19 protein-coding genes and 1 tRNA gene are annotated in these 21,045 nt (G+C 62.6%); 8 read left to right on the top strand and 12 right to left on the bottom strand.

Going from position 1 to position 21,045, the window contains the following annotated elements; genetic code table 11:
• Positions 1-2 precede the first annotated feature (2 nt).
• Positions 3-698, top strand: a complete 696-nt coding sequence (gene deoC / locus D3250_RS08485) for a deoxyribose-phosphate aldolase (RefSeq protein WP_119902891.1) — start codon at positions 3-5, stop codon at positions 696-698.
• A gap of 48 nt (positions 699-746) precedes the next feature.
• The gene (locus D3250_RS08480) at positions 747-1,079 is read left to right on the top strand and encodes a hypothetical protein (RefSeq protein ID WP_119902890.1); all 333 of its coding nucleotides are present in this window, start codon (positions 747-749) and stop codon (positions 1,077-1,079) included.
• 36 nt (positions 1,080-1,115) lie between these two features.
• Here D3250_RS08480 and mfd read toward each other — a convergent pair whose 3' ends face one another.
• Positions 1,116-4,733 carry a transcription-repair coupling factor gene (mfd, locus tag D3250_RS08475; RefSeq protein WP_119902889.1) on the bottom strand — a complete coding sequence of 1,206 codons (3,618 nt, stop codon included), beginning with the start codon at positions 4,731-4,733 and terminating at the stop codon, positions 1,116-1,118.
• Between the two features lie 89 nt (positions 4,734-4,822).
• Between mfd and D3250_RS08470 the strand changes: the two genes are divergently transcribed.
• From D3250_RS08470 to D3250_RS08460, 3 genes are read left to right on the top strand one after another with little or no spacing between them, the layout of a single operon-like run.
• Positions 4,823-5,536, top strand: a complete 714-nt coding sequence (locus tag D3250_RS08470; RefSeq protein ID WP_158583113.1) for a maleylpyruvate isomerase family mycothiol-dependent enzyme — start codon at positions 4,823-4,825, stop codon at positions 5,534-5,536.
• Positions 5,537-5,577: 41 nt separating this feature from the next.
• Positions 5,578-6,621 (top strand): NAD(P)H-dependent flavin oxidoreductase, encoded by a 1,044-nt coding sequence (locus D3250_RS08465; RefSeq protein ID WP_119902887.1) that lies wholly within the window; start codon positions 5,578-5,580, stop codon positions 6,619-6,621.
• Between the two features lie 52 nt (positions 6,622-6,673).
• Positions 6,674-7,402: a PIG-L deacetylase family protein gene (locus D3250_RS08460; RefSeq protein ID WP_225973232.1), complete on the top strand. Its 729-nt coding sequence runs from the start codon at positions 6,674-6,676 to the stop codon at positions 7,400-7,402.
• 35 nt (positions 7,403-7,437) lie between these two features.
• Here D3250_RS08460 and D3250_RS08455 read toward each other — a convergent pair whose 3' ends face one another.
• Complete coding sequence (locus tag D3250_RS08455; protein ID WP_119902886.1) at positions 7,438-8,709, bottom strand: serpin family protein; 1,272 nt, start codon at positions 8,707-8,709, stop codon at positions 7,438-7,440.
• A gap of 25 nt (positions 8,710-8,734) precedes the next feature.
• Positions 8,735-9,892, bottom strand: coding sequence for a calcium/sodium antiporter (locus tag D3250_RS08450; RefSeq protein WP_119903069.1), 1,158 nt, complete (start codon positions 9,890-9,892; stop codon positions 8,735-8,737).
• A gap of 117 nt (positions 9,893-10,009) precedes the next feature.
• Here D3250_RS08450 and D3250_RS08445 point away from each other — a divergent pair, with 117 nt between their 5' ends.
• Complete coding sequence (locus D3250_RS08445) at positions 10,010-10,513, top strand: DUF2505 domain-containing protein (RefSeq protein WP_119902885.1); 504 nt, start codon at positions 10,010-10,012, stop codon at positions 10,511-10,513.
• A gap of 33 nt (positions 10,514-10,546) precedes the next feature.
• Here D3250_RS08445 and pth read toward each other — a convergent pair whose 3' ends face one another.
• From pth to D3250_RS08400, 9 genes are all read right to left on the bottom strand, one after another.
• Positions 10,547-11,125, bottom strand: a complete 579-nt coding sequence (gene pth / locus D3250_RS08440; protein WP_119902884.1) for an aminoacyl-tRNA hydrolase — start codon at positions 11,123-11,125, stop codon at positions 10,547-10,549.
• A gap of 33 nt (positions 11,126-11,158) precedes the next feature.
• Positions 11,159-11,797, bottom strand: coding sequence for a 50S ribosomal protein L25/general stress protein Ctc (locus tag D3250_RS08435; protein ID WP_119902883.1), 639 nt, complete (start codon positions 11,795-11,797; stop codon positions 11,159-11,161).
• A gap of 241 nt (positions 11,798-12,038) precedes the next feature.
• Positions 12,039-13,019 (bottom strand): ribose-phosphate diphosphokinase, encoded by a 981-nt coding sequence (locus tag D3250_RS08430; protein ID WP_119902882.1) that lies wholly within the window; start codon positions 13,017-13,019, stop codon positions 12,039-12,041.
• A gap of 12 nt (positions 13,020-13,031) precedes the next feature.
• Complete coding sequence (glmU, locus tag D3250_RS08425) at positions 13,032-14,552, bottom strand: bifunctional UDP-N-acetylglucosamine diphosphorylase/glucosamine-1-phosphate N-acetyltransferase GlmU (protein WP_119902881.1); 1,521 nt, start codon at positions 14,550-14,552, stop codon at positions 13,032-13,034.
• 4 nt (positions 14,553-14,556) lie between these two features.
• Positions 14,557-14,627: transfer RNA gene (locus tag D3250_RS08420), tRNA-Gln, on the bottom strand.
• Between the two features lie 48 nt (positions 14,628-14,675).
• On the bottom strand, positions 14,676-15,206 hold the full coding sequence (locus tag D3250_RS08415) for a DNA-binding protein (RefSeq protein ID WP_119902880.1): 531 nt from the start codon (positions 15,204-15,206) through the stop codon (positions 14,676-14,678).
• 254 nt (positions 15,207-15,460) lie between these two features.
• Positions 15,461-17,260: an ABC-F family ATP-binding cassette domain-containing protein gene (locus tag D3250_RS08410; RefSeq protein ID WP_119902879.1), complete on the bottom strand. Its 1,800-nt coding sequence runs from the start codon at positions 17,258-17,260 to the stop codon at positions 15,461-15,463.
• Positions 17,261-17,305: 45 nt separating this feature from the next.
• Positions 17,306-18,052, bottom strand: coding sequence for a TSUP family transporter (locus tag D3250_RS08405; protein WP_158583112.1), 747 nt, complete (start codon positions 18,050-18,052; stop codon positions 17,306-17,308).
• An 18-nt stretch (positions 18,053-18,070) separates the two neighbouring features.
• Positions 18,071-19,084, bottom strand: a complete 1,014-nt coding sequence (locus tag D3250_RS08400; protein WP_119902877.1) for a 4-(cytidine 5'-diphospho)-2-C-methyl-D-erythritol kinase — start codon at positions 19,082-19,084, stop codon at positions 18,071-18,073.
• 102 nt (positions 19,085-19,186) lie between these two features.
• Here D3250_RS08400 and D3250_RS08395 point away from each other — a divergent pair, with 102 nt between their 5' ends.
• Together D3250_RS08395 and rsmA are read left to right on the top strand one after the other, a co-directional pair.
• A complete protein-coding gene (locus tag D3250_RS08395; protein ID WP_225973230.1) occupies positions 19,187-20,155 on the top strand; it encodes a TatD family hydrolase in 969 nt (322 codons plus the stop codon).
• Entirely contained in the window at positions 20,152-21,045 is an 894-nt protein-coding gene (rsmA, locus tag D3250_RS08390) for a 16S rRNA (adenine(1518)-N(6)/adenine(1519)-N(6))-dimethyltransferase RsmA (RefSeq protein ID WP_119903067.1), read from the top strand. The genes D3250_RS08395 and rsmA overlap by 4 nt, the downstream gene beginning before the upstream one ends.

The raw sequence follows: 21,045 nt of genomic DNA, 5'->3' as shown, positions 1-21,045 counted from the left end.
CAGTGACCGCCAACCCCACGCCCAAGAGCCTGGCCGGACTCATCGATCACACCGTGCTCAAGCCGGACACGGACGAAGCGACAGTTCGCCGGGTGATTGCTGAAGCCGCGGAACACCGCTTCGCGGCGGTGTGCATCAACCCCAAGTGGGTGTCTCTGACCGCCGATGCGCTCACCGGCACTGAGGTGAAGACCTGCACTGTAGTGGGGTTCCCCCTGGGAGCAACTACCACTGCGCAGAAGGTGCACGAAACCCAGGTCGCGGTGACGGCCGGTGCTGACGAGATCGACATGGTGGTAGACATGGCAGACGCCAACGCCGGGTCCGAAGATGCCGTTCGGCGTCAGATTTCAGCGATTGCCGCCGCCGCACACGAAGGCGGGGCACTGCTGAAGGTGATCCTTGAGACGACCCTTCTGGCTGAGGAAGCCAAGACTCTGGTCTGCCGCGCAGCGGAGGCCGCCGGCGCCGATTTTGTGAAAACCTCCACCGGTTTTGCTGGTGGAGGAGCCACCGTGGCGGACATCAGGCTGATGCACCGTGAAGTGGGGGGCAGGTTGGGAATCAAGGCTTCGGGGGGTGTGCGAACGTACGAGGATGCAATCGCCCTGGTCAAGGCCGGAGCAACACGGATCGGAGCCAGCTCTTCACTTGATATTGTGGGAGCAGAGAATTCCAGCACCGGAGAAAGCTACTAGCAGTATCCTCTTCGGTGACCACCACGGCACAGCAAACAGAGGGATCGCATGATTGACGCACGCGGCCAGGTCAAGGCCTATTCCGGACAGGGACACCTCCTAGGCAACCTGGTTGCCTTCCTCTTCGTGTTCGGCATACTGCTGGGTTCCATGGTGGCGCTGAACTTCTGGGATCTGGATGCGGTGTGGTTGCCCGGGCTGGCGTTCCTGGTCCTGTACACCGGAGCTTTCATCGTGGCCAAGGAGGTCATCGGACGCTCCGACTCCCTGGACCAGCAGGACCTTCATGGCGAGCATGGGGAACCCCTGGACGCCATGGCCTCCCGCCAAGCAGAATCGGCGGCTCCTGCAAGCGAACGTAAGCCCTCCGCTCAGCGCTGACGTGCTTTCCCTAGAAGCCTGCGGCGGGGCGACCGGTTAGGTGCCAGACGTCGGCGGCGCGAAGAGCGCGTCGTAGACCTCGTTGAGCCACTGCAGCAGCGCCCCGTCCGTGAGGTCCTCCCCACCGACTCGTTTGGTGGTCGGTTTGGTCAGCAGCACCTGTTTCATGGACGCCTTGTGCTGGCCGCTGAACATACGTTCCATGCGCAGTTGGCGCGATTCCGGCAGTTCCTCCACCGGAGCAAACCGGATGAACTTGCCCTGAACTCCTACGTCGGTGATGCCTGCTGCGCGCACCCGATTGCGGAATCGCGCCACCTCCACCAGATTCTGCGCAGCAGCCGGAAGCTCCCCGTAGCGATCCGTCCATTCGGAGACTACTTCGTGGATCCTCTCCTCGGAGTCCGCAGCGGCCAGCTTCCGGTAACCTTCCAGCCGAAGCGGTTCCGAAGGGACATAGCTGCCCGGCAAGTGTGCGTTGATAGGCAGCTCGATCTTGACCTCCTCGGGGTGCGTGTCGTCCTCCCCACGGTAGTCAGCCACCGCCTCCCCGACCATACGCAGGTAGAGGTCGAATCCGACCCCCTCAATATGCCCGGACTGCTCTCCACCGAGTAAGTTGCCGGCACCCCGGAGCTGCAGGTCTTTCTTAGCCAGTTGGAATCCTGCGCCGAGTTCGTTGTGGGCCGCCACTGCCTTAAGCCTTTCCAAAGCATCCTCGCCCAACGGTTTCTCGGCCGGATAGAGGAAGTAGGCGTACGCACGTTCCCGGGAGCGTCCGACTCTTCCGCGCAGCTGGTGCAGCTGACTCAGGCCGAATGCGCTGGCTCGGTCGACGATCAGCGTGTTGGCGTTGGAGATGTCGAGCCCGGTTTCGATGATTGTAGTGGAAATCAGTACGTCAAACCGGCGCTCCCAGAAGTCCTGCACGATCTGCTCCAGCTGAGTCTCCCCCATCTGTCCATGCGCCACCTCGACCCTGGCCTCGGGGACCAGCTCGCGGACGCGCGCGGCCACCCGATCAATGTCAGCCACGCGGTTGTGCACAAAGAAGACCTGGCCTTCACGCATCAGTTCACGGCGGATAGCAGCCGAGACCTGCTTATCGGTGTAAGGACCCACGTAGGTAAGTACTGGGTGGCGTTCTTCCGGCGGAGTATTCAGTTCCGACGTTTCTCGGATGCCGGCCAAAGACATCTCCAAGGTGCGCGGAATCGGGGTGGCGGTCATGGCGAGCACGTCCACGTTGGTACGCATCTTTTTCAACTGCTCTTTGTGCTCGACCCCGAACCGCTGCTCCTCGTCAACGACCACGAGGCCGAGGTCTTTGAATTGGACGTCCTTGCTCAGCAGCCGGTGGGTGCCGATCACCACGTCGATGGTGCCTTCCTGCAGGCCCGCCATCACCTCTTTGGACTCTTTGGCGCTCTGAAAGCGGGACAACGCACGAACCCGGACCGGGAAGCCTGCGTAGCGTTCGGTGAACGTCTCGTAGTGCTGAGAGACAAGCAGAGTGGTGGGCACCAGCACGGCGACCTGTTTGCCGTCCTGGACTGCTTTGAAGGCAGCACGGATGGCGATCTCGGTCTTGCCGAATCCCACATCTCCTGAGATCAGCCGATCCATGGGGACTTCGGCTTCCATATCGACTTTGACCTGATCCATGGCCGAGAGCTGATCGGGGGTCTCCACATAGGGGAAGGCGTCTTCCAGCTCAGCCTGCCAGGGCGTGTCGGAGGCGTAGGCATGTCCCCGGGACGCCATACGGGCCGCGTAGAGCCTGATGAGCTCGGCAGCGATCTCCTTGACCGCCTTACGCGCCTTCCGTTTAGTAGCTGACCAGTCGGAGCCTCCCATTTTGGACAGGCGAGGCTCGTCCCCACCAACGTACTGGGAGACCTGATCAAGCTGATCTGTGGGCACCATCAGCCGGTCTTTGGGGGCCCCCCGTTTAGACGATGCATAGTCAAGCACCATGTACTCTCGGATACCGGCCGTTCCGGCGCGAATGGACTGGGGGGAGCCCACCGGTCGCTGAATGAGCTCCACGAACTGGCCGATGCCGTGCTGCTCGTGCACAACATAATCGCCCTTGGCGAGCGAAAGCGGATCGACCGGGTTCTTCTTCCGCCGGGTCGCGCGGCGCTTTCCCGCCCCAGAGTCCTGGCGGATGGCTCGTCCGAGCATCTCGGACTCTGTGAGCAGCGCCAGCTGCAGCGAGTCCAATGCGAAGCCTTCGGCGAGGTTCGCGGTGGTGACGGTGATCTGTCCGGGCTGGGGGGCGACATCGAGGGTTCCGGAGAGCTGATGCGGCACATCATGTTCGGCCAACAGCTCCGCAACACGCTGGGCTGAACCGGACCCGGCCGTGGTGACCACCACCGACCAGTGGTCCTTGGCGCGGCCGGCGAGGAATTCCATCACTTGTTCGACGGAACCGCGGTACCCGATGGGCTCGCGGGAATCCAGTGAGACGATATCAGCGTCCTGCTCCAGTTCGGAGTCCAGCCCCAGGGACGTGATTGACCACCATCCGGCACCGGAGCCCAGAGAGGTTTCGCGGGTCTCGGTCAAGGTCGCAAAAGCGCCAGTGTCCAATGAGGACTGTTCCTGAGCGGAGATGTCGATAGGCGCTGCGGCGCCGTCGGAACTGGCCTGCCATGCGGCGGCCATGAACTCCTCATTGGTGGCGGCCAGATCGTGGGCGCGGGTGCGGACCTTCTCCGGCTCGACCACCACCGCCAGTGACCCCTCAGGAAGTTCGTCCGTCAGCGGGATCATGGAGTCCGCCAGCACCGGTGTCAGCGATTCCATACCTTCGACCGCCTGATATTGGCTGATCTTCTCCAGCATCTCTACGGCGTGCGGCATGGAACTCATCAGACTCTTGGCCCGCGCAGCGATTTCGTCAGTGATGAGCAGCTCACGGCAGGGCACAGCGTGCACTGTGCGCGGAGCTTCGTCGGATTCGATCGAGAGCTGATCGGCGACGGAGAAGTGCCGCAGCTGCTCTACTTCATCACCGAAGAACTCCGCCCGCAATGGGTGCGTCTCGTTCGGTGGGAAAACGTCCAGAATTCCACCCCGGACAGCGAACTCACCGCGCCGAGTCACCATGTCTACGCGGTTGTAGGCTGCAGCTGAGAGGCGGGCCACTACGTCGTCGAACTGGTGGAATTCCCCGGTCGTCAGGGTCACCGGCTCGAGATCTCCGAGACCGGCAACAATGGGTTGGATGACGGCCCGGATGGGTGCGACCACCACATCCAGGCGTCCAGCCTGCTCAGGATGTGCAAGCTGACGCAGGATCCCCAGCCGCCGGCCGACTGTATCGGATCGCGGTGAGAGTCGCTCATGCGGCAGTGTCTCCCAGGAGGGGAAGTGCGCAATCTCTGCGTCCGGGGCGAAGCAGCTCAAAGCCGACTGAAGCTCTTCGGCCTCGCGGTCAGTGGCGGTGATGGTCAGCACCACCGCGTCGCGATGATGCTGCCGCAGCCCCGCGGCCACCTCGGCTATCAGCGCCGGTCGGAGACCCGAGGTGGAGGCGATCTGCAGTTCCTCGGTCCGCTCGGCTGCCGGATGCGCAGCGGCTGAGACCACCCTCGCATAAGACGACGACGCCGCCAGCGCGTCTCGCAGACCTTTCAGCGACACGAAAACACCTCACCAAATGCAGTCACGGGGAAAAGGACCTGCCTTACATTACCGGCAATACCCCTGATGTGGAGCGGTATGCTCGATATGTGATATCTCCCACTGGTCGCCCGTGGCTGGATGAGTTGGCTGCAGCCGCAGAGCTGTTCGTCACGGTGCTCGTCTCTGCCGAGCACCAAAAGGGTGCGTTGTCCTCACCAGTCCGCGCCTGCCCGGGATGGACCCTCAGAGACCTGGCAGTGCATCTGGGACAAACCCATCGATGGACTGTAGGGATGCTTGACGGGGCGGATCCGCGGCAGCGGCCCCCGATCCGGCCCGCGGAGGGGGAGCGACTATCCGACTGGTACTACGCAGAGTCTGAGACACTGCGGAAGGCCCTAGCTGTTGCAGGGCCAGACGCCCCGTGCTGGACATTGGTGAAGGAGCAGCGCACAGCCCTCTTCTGGCAGCGCCGGCAGGTCCATGAGACGGTGATTCACCTCTGGGATGCCCACCAGGCTCTCGGTGGGAGTATCGACCTCGATCCCATTCTGGCCTTCGATGGCCTCGAAGAGGTCCGCGATGTGATGTACCCGCGCATGCTCAGAGCTGAGCGGGTGGAGCCGCTTGCTCAGAACCTGGTCCTCTCCGCAAGTGACCTTCACAGTGAGTCGGTAGTTATCGGGGACGCTGAGCAGTCAGCGCATGTGCAAGGTCCCGCTGCCGATCTCCTGCTGCTGGTGTGGCAGCGGATCCCCTGGCGTCCCGTCTTCGGAGACGCCGCGGCGGAGGAACTGGTGGCACAGTCCCTCGTGCCGTGACCGCCCGGGCTGGCCGTGGCCGAGCGCAGTAGGCTTTCGGTATGAGCAGATCAACACCCCTGGGGGGTCTCGCCGACGAGCTGGGTTCAGAGATCCCGGTGGTCGCAGCGCCGATGGCAGGCGGTCCGAGCACCCCGGAGCTGGTGGTCGCCGCAGCATCCGCCGGCGGAATCGGATTTGTGGCCGGGGGCTACCAACCAGCTCGCCAGCTGGCGGATCAGATTGAGCGGGTGCGAGCGGAGGCTCCTCGGTTCGGAGTCAATCTCTTTGTGCCAAACCCGGTGCCGGTGGATCCAGCTGCCTACCGCGCCTACGTCAGCGCGCTGCAGCCTTGGGCAGACCGGTTCGGTGTCGAGCTCCCCGAGCATCCGCTGGAAGACGACGATGACTGGCAGGCAAAGCGCCAGCTCTTAGTGGAGAACCCGGTGCCGGTGGTCAGCCTGACCTTCGGACTCCCTGAGAGGGAGTCGATCGCCTCGCTCCAACGAGCCGGCTCCCGCGTGCTCCAGACCGTGACAAGCGCCGCGGAGGCGCTGCGGGCGGAGGCAGTTGGGGTGGACGGATTGATTGTGCAGTCAAGTCAAGCGGGCGGGCATTCAGGCACCTGGACCCCGCGCCGTCCCATCGACGAAACCACCACGGTCACACTGGTACGGCAAATCCGCGCGGTATCGTCGCGTCCGATTTGGGCAGCGGGAGGGATCGGCACTTCGTCGATGGTGCGGGAAGTCCGTGCCGCAGGTGCCGACGCCGCAGTGGTCGGCACCGTGCTGCTTCAGACTCCGGAGAGCGGGGCCAGCGTCGCGCATAAGAGCGCGTTGGCAGACCCGAGGTACCGCGAGACTCTCCTCACCAACGCCTTCTCCGGACGTCCGGCGCGCGCGCTCCGCAATGAGTTCACCGATGCGTTCACCGCATCAGCACCCCTCGGGTTCCCGGCCCTGCACCATCTGACCAGTTCTCTTCGCAGAGCTTCGGCAACCGAAGAGGATCCGAGCGCCGTGAACCTCTGGGCCGGGACCGGCTACCGTGAGGCGACGACAGAACCCGCCACTGCAATTCTGCGTCGTCTTGCAGGAAGCTGATTTCTGCGCGGTACCCGATGACACCGCACTCGCGGCGGTCTACGCTGACAAGATGAGCACAATGCCGTTCTTCGATGACAGCCAACTCACCCGCGTGCTGTGCGTAGTGGCCCATCCTGACGATATGGAGTATGGCGGTTCGGCGGCCGTTGCGCGCTGGACTGCAATGGGTGTCAAGGTCTCTTACCTGCTGCTGACTGCAGGAGAAGCAGGTATGCGCAGTGTCGAACCGGAACGTGCTGCACAGCTGCGTATTGATGAACAGCGCAACGCCTGCCGTGAGGTGGGCGTGGAGGGCCTCACCGTTCTGAACCTTCCAGACGGAATGTTGCAGGGTGACCTGGACACCAGACGGCAGATCGCCCGCCAGATCCGGAAGCTCCAGCCCGATCTGGTATTTGCCCAGCCGTGGGACCTGTATGTTGAGTGGGGCCTCAATCACGCCGATCATCGCGCGGCCGGCATCGCTACCGTGGATGCGATCCGCGACGCGGACAACCCCTGGGTCTTCCGCGACTTGCTTGAGGACGAGGGGTTGGAGCCGTGGGGCGTGCGATGGCTGCTGGTGGCCAGCGCAGACGCAGACCACGTCATTGACATCTCCGGTGAACCCCTGGAGAGAGCCATCCGATCCCTGCAGGCGCACCAAGCTTACTTGGAAGAACTCGGCGACCATCCCGATCCGCGCGAGTTGCTTGAAGGAATGACCACTGGGGCCGCGCAGCACAGCGATGAGCCATCGGTCACCCACGCGCTCGCCGTCGCTGCGTTTCGCATGTGAACCCGCCCTGCGGCGGGCCTGAACAGTTGAGCTGACTACCCTTCGGTGGGGTCTGCTATAGAGGCCATGAACAGCGGCCAGTTGGTCTCCTGGTGCACGATCCTCACCAGATAGGGTCGATCGACCGTCATCTCGACAGCATCCGGCGGATCCACAGGTGCTGATGTCACTCCGGCGATTTCAGTCACGGCAGCCGCCACAGTACCTTCCTCATCAATTCTCAGCACGGCTTGGTGGGCCGCCTGGTTGATTTCCACCGCAGGGTCTATCCGCGAAAGATCGTTGCCTGCGACTGTATTCGGGGCACCCATACCCTTCAACAGAGTGACGAGGTCTTTGTTGTTCTGCATATCTACAGTGGGCAGCGCAAGGTCTACGCTCGTCTGAGTTTCTTCTGCGAACGCAGCGTCCACGGCGGACCAGGACTGATCGGTGAAGTCCGCGGGTGCCGCAACATCTGCCGGCAGGACCACGTCCATGGCGAAACCCTCGGTGTACGGCAGCCTGATGACTTGGGCGTCGTCGTGCTCGGTGTAGGCTGCTTCGAACGTCTGCTGCATCGTCTCCGCCTCGACCGTGTCACCTCCGGCGGTGGTGAAGTCCCTCTGCGCGGTGTTGGCGGGGTCGAACTGCACCTGCCACTGTGCCGCTAAGACGATGGCACTCAGCAGGACGAACACCAAGTCAGGGTCGGGTGTCTCGACAGCGGACTCCTTCACCAGTCCACCGGTGTGCTCGTACACCCACTCGTCCAGCAGCTGTTGCGAATCGGCTGCGGCGAAGTCAGCAGTCACAACTCCGGCGTCGTAGGAGGACGCAAGCACATCCAGAAAATCTTGATCTGGGGAAGGCGAGTCACTCAGCACCAGCTGGTTGGCCATATGCAGCAGCGGAGTGTCAGGCAGGTCGTCCTCCTGCACCACGGCAGGGTCTCCGTCATACTCCAGCACCGCCGCCTGGAGTGCGCTGAACGCTGATGTTCTGTCCGCACCGGCAGCCCCAAGCAGCTCGTCCAGCTCCGCTGCGGCCGGACCTTCCGCGCCCTCACCGAGCATGGCCAGGGCCACCATAATTGACGCCGGGGAGAGCACCACATTCTGGCCCTGCGCGGACTCGACCAGCGCCTCAGCTCCGAATCGCGTCGCGGCGCTCACCACATCAGCGAGCGCATCCGCCTCACTGAGCGAAGCCGGCTCGTACTCCTCCGCGGATCCGACCTCCTGACCGTGGTCGGCCATGCAGGCCGACAGGGTCAGAAGCCCGAGCAGGAGGGCCCCCGCTGTCCGGAAAAGATGGTCGTGGCGCATGTACAGATGCTACGTGGTCCTGCCCTCAGGGCGGCGGCGCACTGGAAGGCTCAGGGTCCGACCTTTTGCGCATGTGGAGGCCAAGCTCATAGGCAGCCAGTGTGAGCACCCACAGGGCGGTCACCGGCACAACGAACCAGAACATGGCAGCGCTGAACGGACCAAGTGCGTCATGGTCCGCTGCAGCAAGCACCAGGTATGTCACATACGCCAGGTACATACCTGCCAGCACAAATCCTTCCCAGCGGCCGATGGACTGCCCGGTGAATGCCAAGGGAAGCAGCACCAGTGCCACTGCCACCATGACCGGCAGATCGAAGTTCACCGCTGCTGGATCCACATCGATCCCAGTGGGAGACACAATGCTGGTGAGGCCCAGGACCGCGCCGACGTTGAAAATATTGGAGCCTACAAGGTTGCCTACGGCCATATCGCGTTCACCCCGCACCGCTGCGATGACAGAAGTCGCCAACTCAGGCAGCGAGGTGCCGACGGCGACAACAGTCAAACCGATGATGAGGTCGCTGACTCCCAGGGCTGCCGCAATCGTGGTCGCTGAACTGACCAGGAACTGCGCTCCGATCACCAGCATGATCACCCCGATGCTGATCAGGATGATGTCCACCGTGGTGGCTCGAAGTCTGGTAGCCCGCAGTGAGGACGCCAATCTTCCGGCACCTTGGTCCAAAATCCCTTCCACCCCGAGCTGCGGGTCATCACCCTGAGTCTTCCGACGGCGCGCATACCAGATCGTTCCGACCAGGTAGACCAGCAGGAGGCTCAGCAGAAGCACCCCGTCCAGCAGGGAAAAACCACCGTTGAAGGCCAGTAGAAACGCCAGAACTGAGAACCCGATCATGATCGGGATGTCGGCTTTGATGAGTTGCACCTTGACCAGCAGTGCGCCAAAAACGGCGGTGAGGCCCATGACGAACAGGATGTTGGCGATATTGGATCCGACTACGTTGCCCACCGCCAGACCAGGTGACCCTGTGAGCGCCGCACCTACACTTACTGCCAGCTCGGGCGCGGAGGTGGCGAAGGCCACGATAGTGAGGCCGATAATCAGCGACGAAAGGCCCACGGTCTTGCCCAGCGACGCCGCGCCGCGCACCAACGCTTCGCCCCCCAGAACTAGGAGGACAAAACCACTGATCAGCAGAACGATACTCAGGATGGTCACCACTCACATATTACTCAGTACCGGTGGGGTGGGACTCCTTGACGCTCAGCGCAGGTGCCGGAATGTGCCGATAGGATGACAGAGCAATGAAGGCACCCCTAGAGCCAAGGAGCCACCGTGGCCATCGAAGCTGAAAAAGTGATCCCCCACTCCGTCGAGAACATCGTTGAGGCATACGCCACCGAGGCGTTCCACACCCACCTGGCTGCACAAGTCGGCTCCGAGCTCAAGAGCTTTGAGGTAACCAGGTCTGATGACGGCAGTGTGGTGATTTCTTCGGTTCAGGCCATGGGTGCTGACAAGCTTCCTGATCTGGCGCGCAAAGTGGTGAAGGGCACCGTCACTGTCAACATCACCGACACCTGGGGCGCTCCGGACGCCGGCGGCTCACGCCGGTCGGACACCGTGGTGAATGTGGCCAACGCCCCGGTGAAGGGCGTGGCTTCACAGAACCTGCACGCGCGCAGCAGCACCGAGACGCTGGCCACTGTACGCGGCGACGTGGATATCAAGATTCCACTGCTGGGCAAGAAGCTGAAGGCTCAGGCCGAGCCGCACATGGCCAAGTTCGTTGAGCTCCAGGCCAAGGAAGTGAGTAAGTTCATCGAGTCCCAACGCTGATTCGCGCGCGGGGCTGAGAAACGGCTGAAAAACTCAGTGAAACTTGTTCTGCGCAGGCGCGAGGCCTTCAAGCAGCACTGACTCCACCGCGTCGGCGGCGCGCCCGACCACTTCTGGGAGTTCTTTCATCTCCTGTGCCGAATAGTTCTGAAGGACGTAGGCTGCTGAGTCCATCCGCCCAGGAGGTCGGCCGATCCCCACGCGAAGCCGGATGTACTCACGGTCGCCGCCGAGGTGCTCAGTGATGGACTTCAGGCCGTTGTGTCCGCCCTCGGAGCCTCCGCGTTTGAGTTTCAACCGTCCGAAGTCCAGGTCGAGCTCGTCATGGACCACCACAAGCTGCTGCGGGGGGACGGAGAAATAGTCCATGACTTTTCGGATGGGGCGTCCGGAGACATTCATATACCCTTCGGAGATGGCGAAGACCACCTTAGGTCCGCCGTCTCCGAGACGCGCCCCCACCGCTTTCGCCCCAACTTTGGTGCGCGTGTAGCGTGCGCCCATGCGCTCCAGGAGCTCGTCGAGTACGACTTGGCCAATATTGTGCCGGGTGCCCTGGTAGCGGGTCCCGGGGTTTCCCAGGCCCGCTACCAACCACGTGTTATCTGCCATAGTCACAGGTTAAGGCACAACAGGTCCGGCGGATCACTCGGAGTCTTCGCCTGCAGCGTCCTCGGACTCGGCGCCTTCACCTTCAGCGGACTCCTCACCTTCTTCGCCCTCAGCATCCTCATCTTCCAGCGGCTGCTCCTGCGGCTCGTAGATGGAGACGATCTGGGACTCGAGGTCGGCCAGGGCGAGCTCGGTGCCCTCAGGCAGCACCAGAGCATCAGGCAGTGCGTTTTCGTCACGGTCGGTGATGTCGATGCTGACGGAGTCAGGCAGATTCAGCGCATCGGCCTCGACCGGCACGGTGGGCTGGTCAAGCATGTACTCGAAGCCGTCTGCGGGCTCGCCGATCACTTCGACGGGGACGTCAACGACGATCTTCTCACCCTTACGCACAGCCAGCAGATCCATGTGCACAATGAAAGGCTTGATGGGGTCACGCTGAATGTCTTTGGGCACCACCATCTCCTCATCACCCTCAATGTTCAGGGTAATGAGCGCGTTGGGGTTTCGCACTGCAAGCGCGGTCTCGTGACCGGGCAGCACCACGTGGCGCGGATCGTCGCCGTGGCCATAAATCACAGCGGGAATCTGGTCGGCACGGCGAGCGCGACGAGCTGCGCCCTTGCCGAATTCGGTGCGCACTTCGGCGGAGATATGAATCTTGTCAGCCATCGGAAATCCTTCAACAGTTGTGAACGTTATCGCCAGGCTGAACTGAAGGAGAGAGTACGACGACGCCTTGAGCATTCGTCAGAAGAAACTCACCCCGTCGATCACGGTGCTGACATCTCAGAGAAGCCGGCACCCTCGCCTGGGCACAGCCCACCACTATACACGTTCAATCTCATGCAGGAGCTCGAAAAGCTTCCAGCTGCTGCGCACCCCTGCTCCGCGGCCCGGGCCCTCTTACGGCCTAGGCCTCACCGTCGAAGAGCGTGGTGACGGAACCATCGGTGAAGACTTCCTTGATCGCCCGAGCAAGAATCGGGGCAATAGACAGCACGGTCAGCTGCTCAAAGCGCTTCTCCACCGGAATGGGCAGTGTGTTGGTCACCACCACTTCGCGTGCCCCACAGTTGGAGAGCCTCTCGGTGGCAGGTGCGGTCAGGATCGCATGCGTCGCGGCGATGATGACGCTCTTGGCTCCAGCCTCTTTGAGAATGGACACTGCCCCGGCGATCGTGCCCCCGGTGTCAATCATGTCATCTATCAGCACACAGGTCCGGCCCTCAATCTCGCCCACCACCTGTTTGGACTCCGCCCGGTTGGGCTGCGTGAGATCACGAGTCTTGTGCACGAATGCAAGCGGCACACCGCCCAGCCGGTCCGCCCACCGCTCAGCAACTCGTACGCGACCGGTATCCGGAGAAACTACGGTGACGTCCTCGCCTGCGACCTGGTCCACTATGTAATCGGCGAGCAGCGGGATGCCGAAGAGGTGGTCGACCGGCCCGTCGAAGAATCCCTGGATCTGGTCGGTGTGCAGGTCCACGCTCATAATGCGGTCGGCACCTGAGGCTTTGTACAGGTCAGCGACCAGGCGAGCGGAGATAGGCTCGCGGCCGCGGCCCTTCTTGTCCTGACGAGAATACGGATAGAATGGAGAGACCACCGTAATCCGCTTCGCGGAGGCACGCTTCATAGAATCGATCATGAGCAGCTGCTCCATGAGCCAATTGTTCAGCGGCGCCGGGTGTGACTGGAGCAGAAAGACGTCTTTGCCGCGGACAGAGTCGGAGGAGCGCACGTAGATCTCTCCGTTTGCGAAGTCATAGGCGCTCATCGGCAGCAGTTCCGTGCCCAACTCCTGAACGATTTCCTGGGCCAGCTCCGGATGCGCCCTCCCTGAAGCGATGACCATCGTCTTTTCAGTGCTCTGCCTGATCTCGTCCATGCTCAGGTGTTCCTACTTTCGGTCCGTGGCGGTGGGGGCGTCCTCGTGGTTCCGTGTCTGGTCTGCCGCCTGTGCGGCGGATGCGGCGTCGGCGGCGGCAGAGCCGGGGCGCTTGGCCTGGACCCAGCCATCTGCGTTGCGCTGCGGTGCGACTGACAGAGCAAGCGCCCCTGGGGGCACATACTTGCGCACCACGGCCCCGGCTCCGGTGTAGGCGCCATCCCCGATCTCGACCGGGGCGACAAACACGGTATTTGAACTGGTGCGCACATGTGAACCGATCACCGTGCGGTGCTTATTCTCCCCATCGTAGTTTGCGGTGATATTCCCGCATCCGATGTTGGAGTACTCACCGATCGTGGCGTCACCGGCATACCCCAGGTGGGAGAGTTTGGACCCGCGACCCACGGTCACATTCTTGGTCTCGTAGAAAGCGCCAATCTTGCCGTCCTCCCCGAGGACGGTGCCCGGCCGCAGGTAGCTGAAGGGACCGACGACGCTGCCGGAGCCGATCGTTGCCCCCGTTGCGTGGGTGCGTGTGATCTGCGCCCCTTCACCCACTGTCACATCGCGCAGCGTCGAGTCCGGTCCTATCACTGCATCCCGAGAGATCTGCGTGCTCCCGTGCAGCTGTGTGCCGGGCAGCAGCGTGGTGTCCTCACCGAGGGTGACGGTGGAGTCAACCCAGGTGGTCGCGGGGTCGATGACTGTTGTGCCTGCGCGCATGGCGGTCAAGATCGTGCGCCTGTTGAGCTCAGCACCGAGCGCTTGGAGCTGCACACGATCATTGGCGCCTTCGACCTGCCAGCGGTCTTGGGTCACCAAGGCGGAGACCCGCCGCCCTGATGCCCTGGCGATGGACAGCACGTCGGTGAGATATTTCTCACCCTGAGCATTATCTGTGGAGACTTTCTTGAGCGCCTCAGTCAGCGCCGCGGCTTCGAAAGCGTAGATACCGGAGTTGATCTCCCGCACCAGACGCTGAGACTCATCTGCGTCTTTCTGCTCGACGATGCCGACCACTTCGTCCCCGGATCGGAGTACTCTGCCGTAGCCGCTGGGGTCGTCCAATTCAGTAGTGAGGACGGTGACCGCGCTTCCGGTGGCCTGATGCTCAGCGACCAACTCGCTCAGCAGCTCGGGTGTGAGCAGGGGGACATCGCCGTAGGTGACCACCACGGTCCCCGACTCCGCGGCTGTCCCCTGGGCTGCCAGCGCCTCGAGCGCGCATTCTACGGCCCGGCCGGTGCCTGGAACATCATCCTGGTCGGCCAGGAGGACACTCGGATCATGCGCAGTGATGTGTGCTGTGACTTTCTCACGCTGGTGACGGACCACAGCGATAAGGTGCTGCGGGTCCAGTGCCCGGGCTGCAGACAGCGAGTGCTCGATCATGGAGCGCCCGCCCAGGGAGTGGAGGATCTTCGGGGTGCGTGACTTCATCCGCGTCCCGGCGCCGGCGGCCAGCACAATGACGGCTGTGGGACGGACATCGGTGTCTGGCACGTGGAAACTCCTGCAATCATTTGTCATCGAGCTCCGCCACTAGGACTCGAACCTAGACTATCGGTACCAAAAACCGGTGTGCTGCCTTTACACCATGGCGGATGGAGCGCTCGCGGCGCGCATTACATGGTACCGGTCTGCGCGAGAATCTCAGAACATGACTTTGTGCTCAACGAAGTGGTCAACTGATTCTTGGGCGGATCCAGTGCCGTAAAGCCGCACCAACTCTGCCAGCTTTGGGTGGGACGCTTCAAGCAGCTCGGCCGCGCCACGAAGCTCGGCCTCGGAGGCGACAGCTCGAAGGAGGCTGCGCACACCCGTCACAACAGCCTCATCGGAAGTCTGCTCGGCCACCGGCGGAATTCTGCGCCCCAAGGATCCCTTAGCGCTTCTGATCTGCTCCAGTCGGGTGGGAACTTCTTCGCTGCGGATCTGTCCGAAAGCGAGTTGATCGACCAACTCGTTGAGCTGATGCACTCGGGACAGCACGGCGGGGTTTCCGATCTTTACTCTTTGTGCACTGTTCAGCTGCGAGAGCATGGGAGCCGAGAGGCCCAGGATGGATGCCAGGCTTGCTTGGGTGAGCTCGAAGGTTTGTCGTATGCGATCGAATGTCTCGTTCAACGGTTCACCGTACGTTGCGCGCTGGGCTTCCCGGTTGGTGCGGGTCGTGTCGCTCATGGCTCACACCTCTCCTCTTCTCCGTGTTTGCTTCAGTAAACATTACGACACGGACAGCAGGCTGAGATGGCACACCAGGCGCCTGTCCCCTATTGCCTGAGACGAGCCAGGCTAGGTAAAGGTTGAGAACGCTCCAGCTCCTATGCTGAGGATCAGCAGGGCCACCATGAGCAGCGCTACGAATCGCGTAGCAGGTGTGACCTTCATTGGCTTTGTCTCCTCTTAGTATCGGGTGCTCCCCCGCGTGCACGATATCAGCCAGTGACTTCAGTGAGCTCCAGCCAGCGCTCCTCCAGCTCCTCGACTTCAGCGGCAATCTGCTGGCGCTGGCCTGTCATCTCTCCTAAACCTTCGAAGTCGCTCTGATCGTGTGCGGCAAGCCGAGAGTCCAGAGTGCGGACCTGCTCGGTGAGCTTGTCCAACTTCCGCTCGATGGAGGACGCCTCCTTCTGTGCGGCACGGCGCTCAGCACCGGAGATCGGGGAAGCTTCCTCCTCTTGGGAGGAGACACCGGCGGCAGGGGCACGCTGGGGGCTAGAGCCTGTGGTGTTTAGCTGCTCCCGAAGCTTGAGGTACTCGTCCACCCCTCCGGGCACGTGGCGGAAAGTGCCGTCGAGGAGGGCGTACTGCTGATCTGTGACGCGTTCCAAAAGGTATCTATCATGCGAGACCACCAGGAGTGTGGCGGGCCACGAGTCCAGGAGGTCTTCGATAGCGGCAAGCATGTCCAGGTCGACATCGTTGGTCGGCTCGTCGAGGATCATCACATTGGGTTCGCTGAGGAGCACCAGGAGAAGCTGCAGGCGACGCCGCTGGCCGCCGGAGAGATCACCGACGCGGGAGGACAAATGGGCCCTGGAGAAGCCCAGCCGCTCAAGAAGCTGGGCAGGAGTGAGATCCTTACCTTCTACAGTGACTTCAGTCTTCTCCCTTGCCAGCACTTCGCGAACGCGGTCACCCTCGATCTCTGCCAACTGTGAGAACTGCTGGTCCAGCACCCCGATCTCAACGGTCTTGCCGCGCTTGACGTGTCCCGCGCTGGGCTCCACAGTGCCGGCGATGAGCCCCAGCAGCGTGGATTTCCCTGCACCATTTGGGCCGAGGATACCCGTGCGTTCGCCGGGCCCAATCCGCCAGGTGAGGTCTTTCAGTACTGGCTTCTCCCCGTACGAGACAGAGACGCCCAACAGGTCCACCACGTCTTTGCCCAACCGAGCCGTTGCCATTTTCTTCAGCTCAATGCTGTCCCGCGGCGGGGGAACGTCGCTGATGAGCTGGTTGGCGGCGTCGATTCGAAACTTCGGCTTCGACGTGCGCGCGGGAGCGCCCCTGCGCAGCCATGCGAGTTCTTTGCGCATCAAATTCTGCCGCTTCGCTTCAACCGCGGCTTGCTGTCGGTCTCGCTCGACCCGCTGCAGGATATATGCCGCATATCCGCCGTCAAAAGGCTCGACGGTACCGTCGTGGACTTCCCAGGTGGTGGTGCATACCTCATCGAGAAACCATCGATCGTGGGTGATGACGAGCAGCCCTCCGGACGTCTTGGGCCATCGGCGTTTCAGGTGACCCGCCAGCCAGGCGATACCTTCCAAATCCAAATGGTTGGTGGGCTCATCCAGGGCTATCAGGTCCCAGTCGCCGACCAGAAGCTTGGCCAGCGCCACACGCCTCCGCTGGCCCCCACTGAGCGAGCTGACCGTGGCGTCCCAGGGAAGATCGGCGACCAATCCGGCGATGACTTCTCTGATTTTGGCGTCTGAGGCCCACTCGTGGTCGGCCTGATCTCCGACGATGGAATATCCCACCGTCTCGGCCGGCCGCAGATCATCGGACTGATCCAACACTCCGAACCGCACCCCATTGCGGCGAGTCACCCGGCCGGAATCTGGCTCCACACTGCCCGAGAGCATGCCCAGCAGCGTGGACTTACCACCCCCGTTGCTGCCCACGATGCCGATCCGGTCACCCTCGTTCACCCCAAGGGTGATGGAGTCGAAGACAGTGTGCGTCGGATACTCAATATGCAGAGCCTCAGCGCCAAGTAGATGTGCCACCTGTCTAGGGTAATGACACTGAGAGCCGCGGCAAATTGCGGGACCTCAGAGGCCCATAGTCTCCCGGAGGCCAGTCGCCAGTGAGAGCAGCGCTCCAACAAAGGCCAGAAAGATCACCAGTCGACGGACCGCAGCGTCGCGCGCCCATCGACCTATGAGCGTGCCGAGGCCCAGACCCAGGACAATGACAACCAGGCTTCCGGCCCAGAACCACCAGGGAAACATGGGAATCTCATCACCGCTGAAGGTTACTTTGGTCAGGAACCCTGCGGCCGAGAACAAGATCCAAAGAGGCTGCAGGGTCGCCGCGAAGGCCCTCACGTTCCACTGAGACACGACTGCATAGACGGTCATGGCGGGTCCCCCCACACCGGCCAGGACGACGCCGCCGCCTGCACCGACACCAGTGAGGACCCTGGTCACCGGACCGTCTGCGCGGGCATGAATTCTGCTGACCACAAGTGAGAGTGTCAGGCCGAGGAGCACCAGTGAGGCCACTGCAATGTAGAGCGGCCCTGGTGACGACACCGCTGCGATCCAGCCGAACAACGGCATCACCAGCAGCGCAACTGGGGCGATGAGCAGTAGTCGCCGCCACTCGATGTCCCGCCAGACGAGCCCAATCATCAGCAGTGGCGCCACGAACGACAGCATATTGGTCAGCATGACTCCGGTGTGCGGTCCAAGGATCACCACCAGGAAGGGAGCCAGCATCATCGCGAAACCCAGCCCGGTGATCCGCTGCAGAACTGCTGCCACCAGGATCAGGCCGAAAACGACAGCAAGGAGCACGGTATCTTCCCCCATGGTCTAGAGCAGCCGCGCCCCGGCAGCCGGACCTGAAACAGGAATGGCCCAGACGTCCAGCCGCTCCTGAAGCCCCGTGGCAAGCTGGCTGGCGGCTGAGGCATCCCGAGCTAGGAACATCAGCGTGGGCCCTGAACCGGAGACCATGCCCTGCATCGCCCCCTCCGCCATGCCCGCATCCATCATGTCATCGAGTTCCGGAAGCATAGCGACCGCCGCTGCCTGCAAATCATTGGACATGAGGGTCGTTATCATTTCAGCGTCTGCGGCGCAGGCGGCCCGGACCAGGTCATCGTCCAGCTCGGGCTGATCAGCCCTGAGCCCAGCGAGTTCGCGCATGGAGTCGAGCTTCTTGTACACCTCTGGCGTGGAAAGACCGGTACGCGCCGGCACAATCACAAGGTGCAGTTCCCCCCGGGCCAGCAGCGGGGAGAGGTTGTCCCCGATGCCCTGACCCACCGCTGCGCCTCCGAAGATCGCGAAGGGAACATCAGCCCCGAGCCGTGCACCTAGATCTGCCAGCTGCTCCTTGGTCAGCCCGGCTTCCCAGAGGGCGGAGCAGGCGACCAGAGTAGCGGCCGCGTCGGCGGAACCGCCACCCATACCCCCGGCGATCGGAACGTTCTTGGTGATTGTGAGGTCCACCCCGTAGCTGGGCCGCTCGGCCCCTGGGAAGCTCAACGTGGCAGCGTCGCGCTCCTGAAGTGCCCGGCGCAGCAGCACCGCCGCCTGGTGGGCGAGGTTGTTCTTATCGAGCGGCATCTGGGCGGGGACCGTTCCGCCGGACAGCGGGTCCTGGTGCTCCACGCTCGTGAAGGAGGAACGTTCAGACAAAGACACAGTAATCGCGCCGTCGGACCGTGGGCTGGCAACAACCTCCTCATACAGGGAGACCGCGTAGTACAGCGTTGCGACCTCATGGTAGCCGTCGGAGCGTGCCGGTCCGACCCGCAGGCTTAGATTCACTTTGCCTGGGGCTACCGCCGTGACGTGGCCAAACAGCTCGCTGTCTCTCATTCCCTCAACTCTAGCCCTGACCACGGATCTCCCCGGCAACCACCGACTGTGCGGCAATCCTCGGCTCAGCTGCGGCGGTCGCTGTGGATACACTGGGTTGTTGTGAGTGAGGCTATTGCGAATCCCGGTGAGACACCAGCTGCCTACCGACCGGAGATCCGCCCCGCCACGGCGGAGAATGATGGTCCAGTGCGCAGCCAGAACGATGAGAAGTCCAAGAAGAGGCGCCGGCTCGAGTACCCCCCGGCTCCGGAACCGCTTCCAGTGCCGGTCGTAGACAATCACGCACACTTGGACTTCCGGGACGGAATGGTCCGGGTCACTGTTGCCGAGCATCTGGACGCGGCCCAGAGTGTAGGAGTCAATGGCGCGATTCTGGTCGGCTACGACGTCGCCAGCAGTGAGTTCGCCGTCCGCGCTGCCCAGGACGATCCTCGCGCCCGCGCCGCGGTCGCCATCCACCCCAATGACGCGCCCCATCTGGAGGACAGCAACTCCTACGACGAGGCATTCGCGCGGATCGGGGAGCTGGCCGCACAGCCCGGAGTCGTGGCCGTCGGTGAGACCGGGCTGGACTACTTCCGCACCGAAGAGTGGGGACGGAGTGCTCAGCAGAAGAGTTTTTTCGACCATCTGGCACTGGCCTTCGAGCGGGGGCTGGCTGTCCAGATCCACGATCGAGATGCCCACCGGGATGTGGTAGCGGTGCTGAATGACGCCCCGGCACGGCCTGCTTCAGTGGTCTTCCACTGTTTTTCCGGCGACGCAGAACTTGCGCGAATATGTAACCGTAACGGGTGGTACATGAGCTTCTCGGGCAGCGTCACTTTCAAGAACTCCCATGATCTGCGTTCGGCTCTGCGGGTCGCGGACCCCCATTTGATCCTGGTCGAGACGGATTCGCCATTTCTGACTCCCCATCCTTACCGAGGTCAGCCGAATGCACCCTATATGGTGCCGCAGACTATGCGCCTGATGGCCGACGTCCGCGACGCGGAGCTGAGCCAGCTGTGTCAGCAGGTAATGTTCAACACGCACCAGGCCTACGGGCAGTGGACTGCGGCGCGATGACCGACGCCGCTTTCTCCCGTGGTGACGGCGCCCTCCCGGGCATGCTCTCTGCTTCTGACATCCGGAGGTTGGCGACAGATCTGGATGTTCGACCCACCAAGAGATGGGGCCAGAACTTCGTCATCGACCCCAATACCATTCGCCGCATCGTCGACTTGGCGGACCTGGATGGACATGAGCATGTGCTGGAGATTGGCCCTGGGTTGGGCTCGCTCACCCTCGGCCTGCTGGACAAGGCCGCACAGGTCACCGCGGTGGAGATCGACCCGAAGTTGGCTGCTCAGCTGCCTGTCACCGTGGCACGTATGCGTCCGCAGAGGGCGTCGAGCCTCACAGTGGTCTGCGAGGATGCCATGCGACTGGATCCCGAGTCGCTGGATGACCCCAGCGTGGTGGTGGCCAATCTGCCCTATAACGTCGCAGTGCCGGTGGTCCTGCACCTGTTGGAGGTCCTGCCAAGTCTGACAAAGGGCCTGGTCATGGTTCAGGAGGAGGTCGCTGACCGGTTGGCCGCCGGACCCGGTTCCAAGACGTACGGGGTTCCCAGCGTCAAGATCGCCTGGGACACTCAGGCGCGGAAAGTCGGAGTCGTTGGCAAGAAGGTCTTCTGGCCTGAGCCGCGCATCTCCTCCGGTCTGGTGCGCTTCGAGCGAGGGAGACCGGTCTCTGCCGAGCTCAGCCGCCAGGAAGTCTTCGCTCTCATCGACGCCGCCTTCGCCCAGCGGCGTAAGACCCTGCGCGCTGCGCTGAGCGAAATCATGGGATCCGGAGCGCGCGCTGAGCAGGTGCTGCGTGAAGCAGGCGTTGATCCGCAGGCGCGGGGAGAAACCTTAGACATTCACGCTTTTGCACGGATTGCTGCCGCTCTGCGGTCAGCTAGCCCGACGTGA

The organism is Nesterenkonia natronophila, assembly GCF_003595215.1.
Taxonomy (GTDB): Bacteria; Actinomycetota; Actinomycetes; order Actinomycetales; family Micrococcaceae; genus Nesterenkonia; species Nesterenkonia natronophila.
This window is presented reverse-complemented; position numbering and strand designations above follow the sequence as displayed.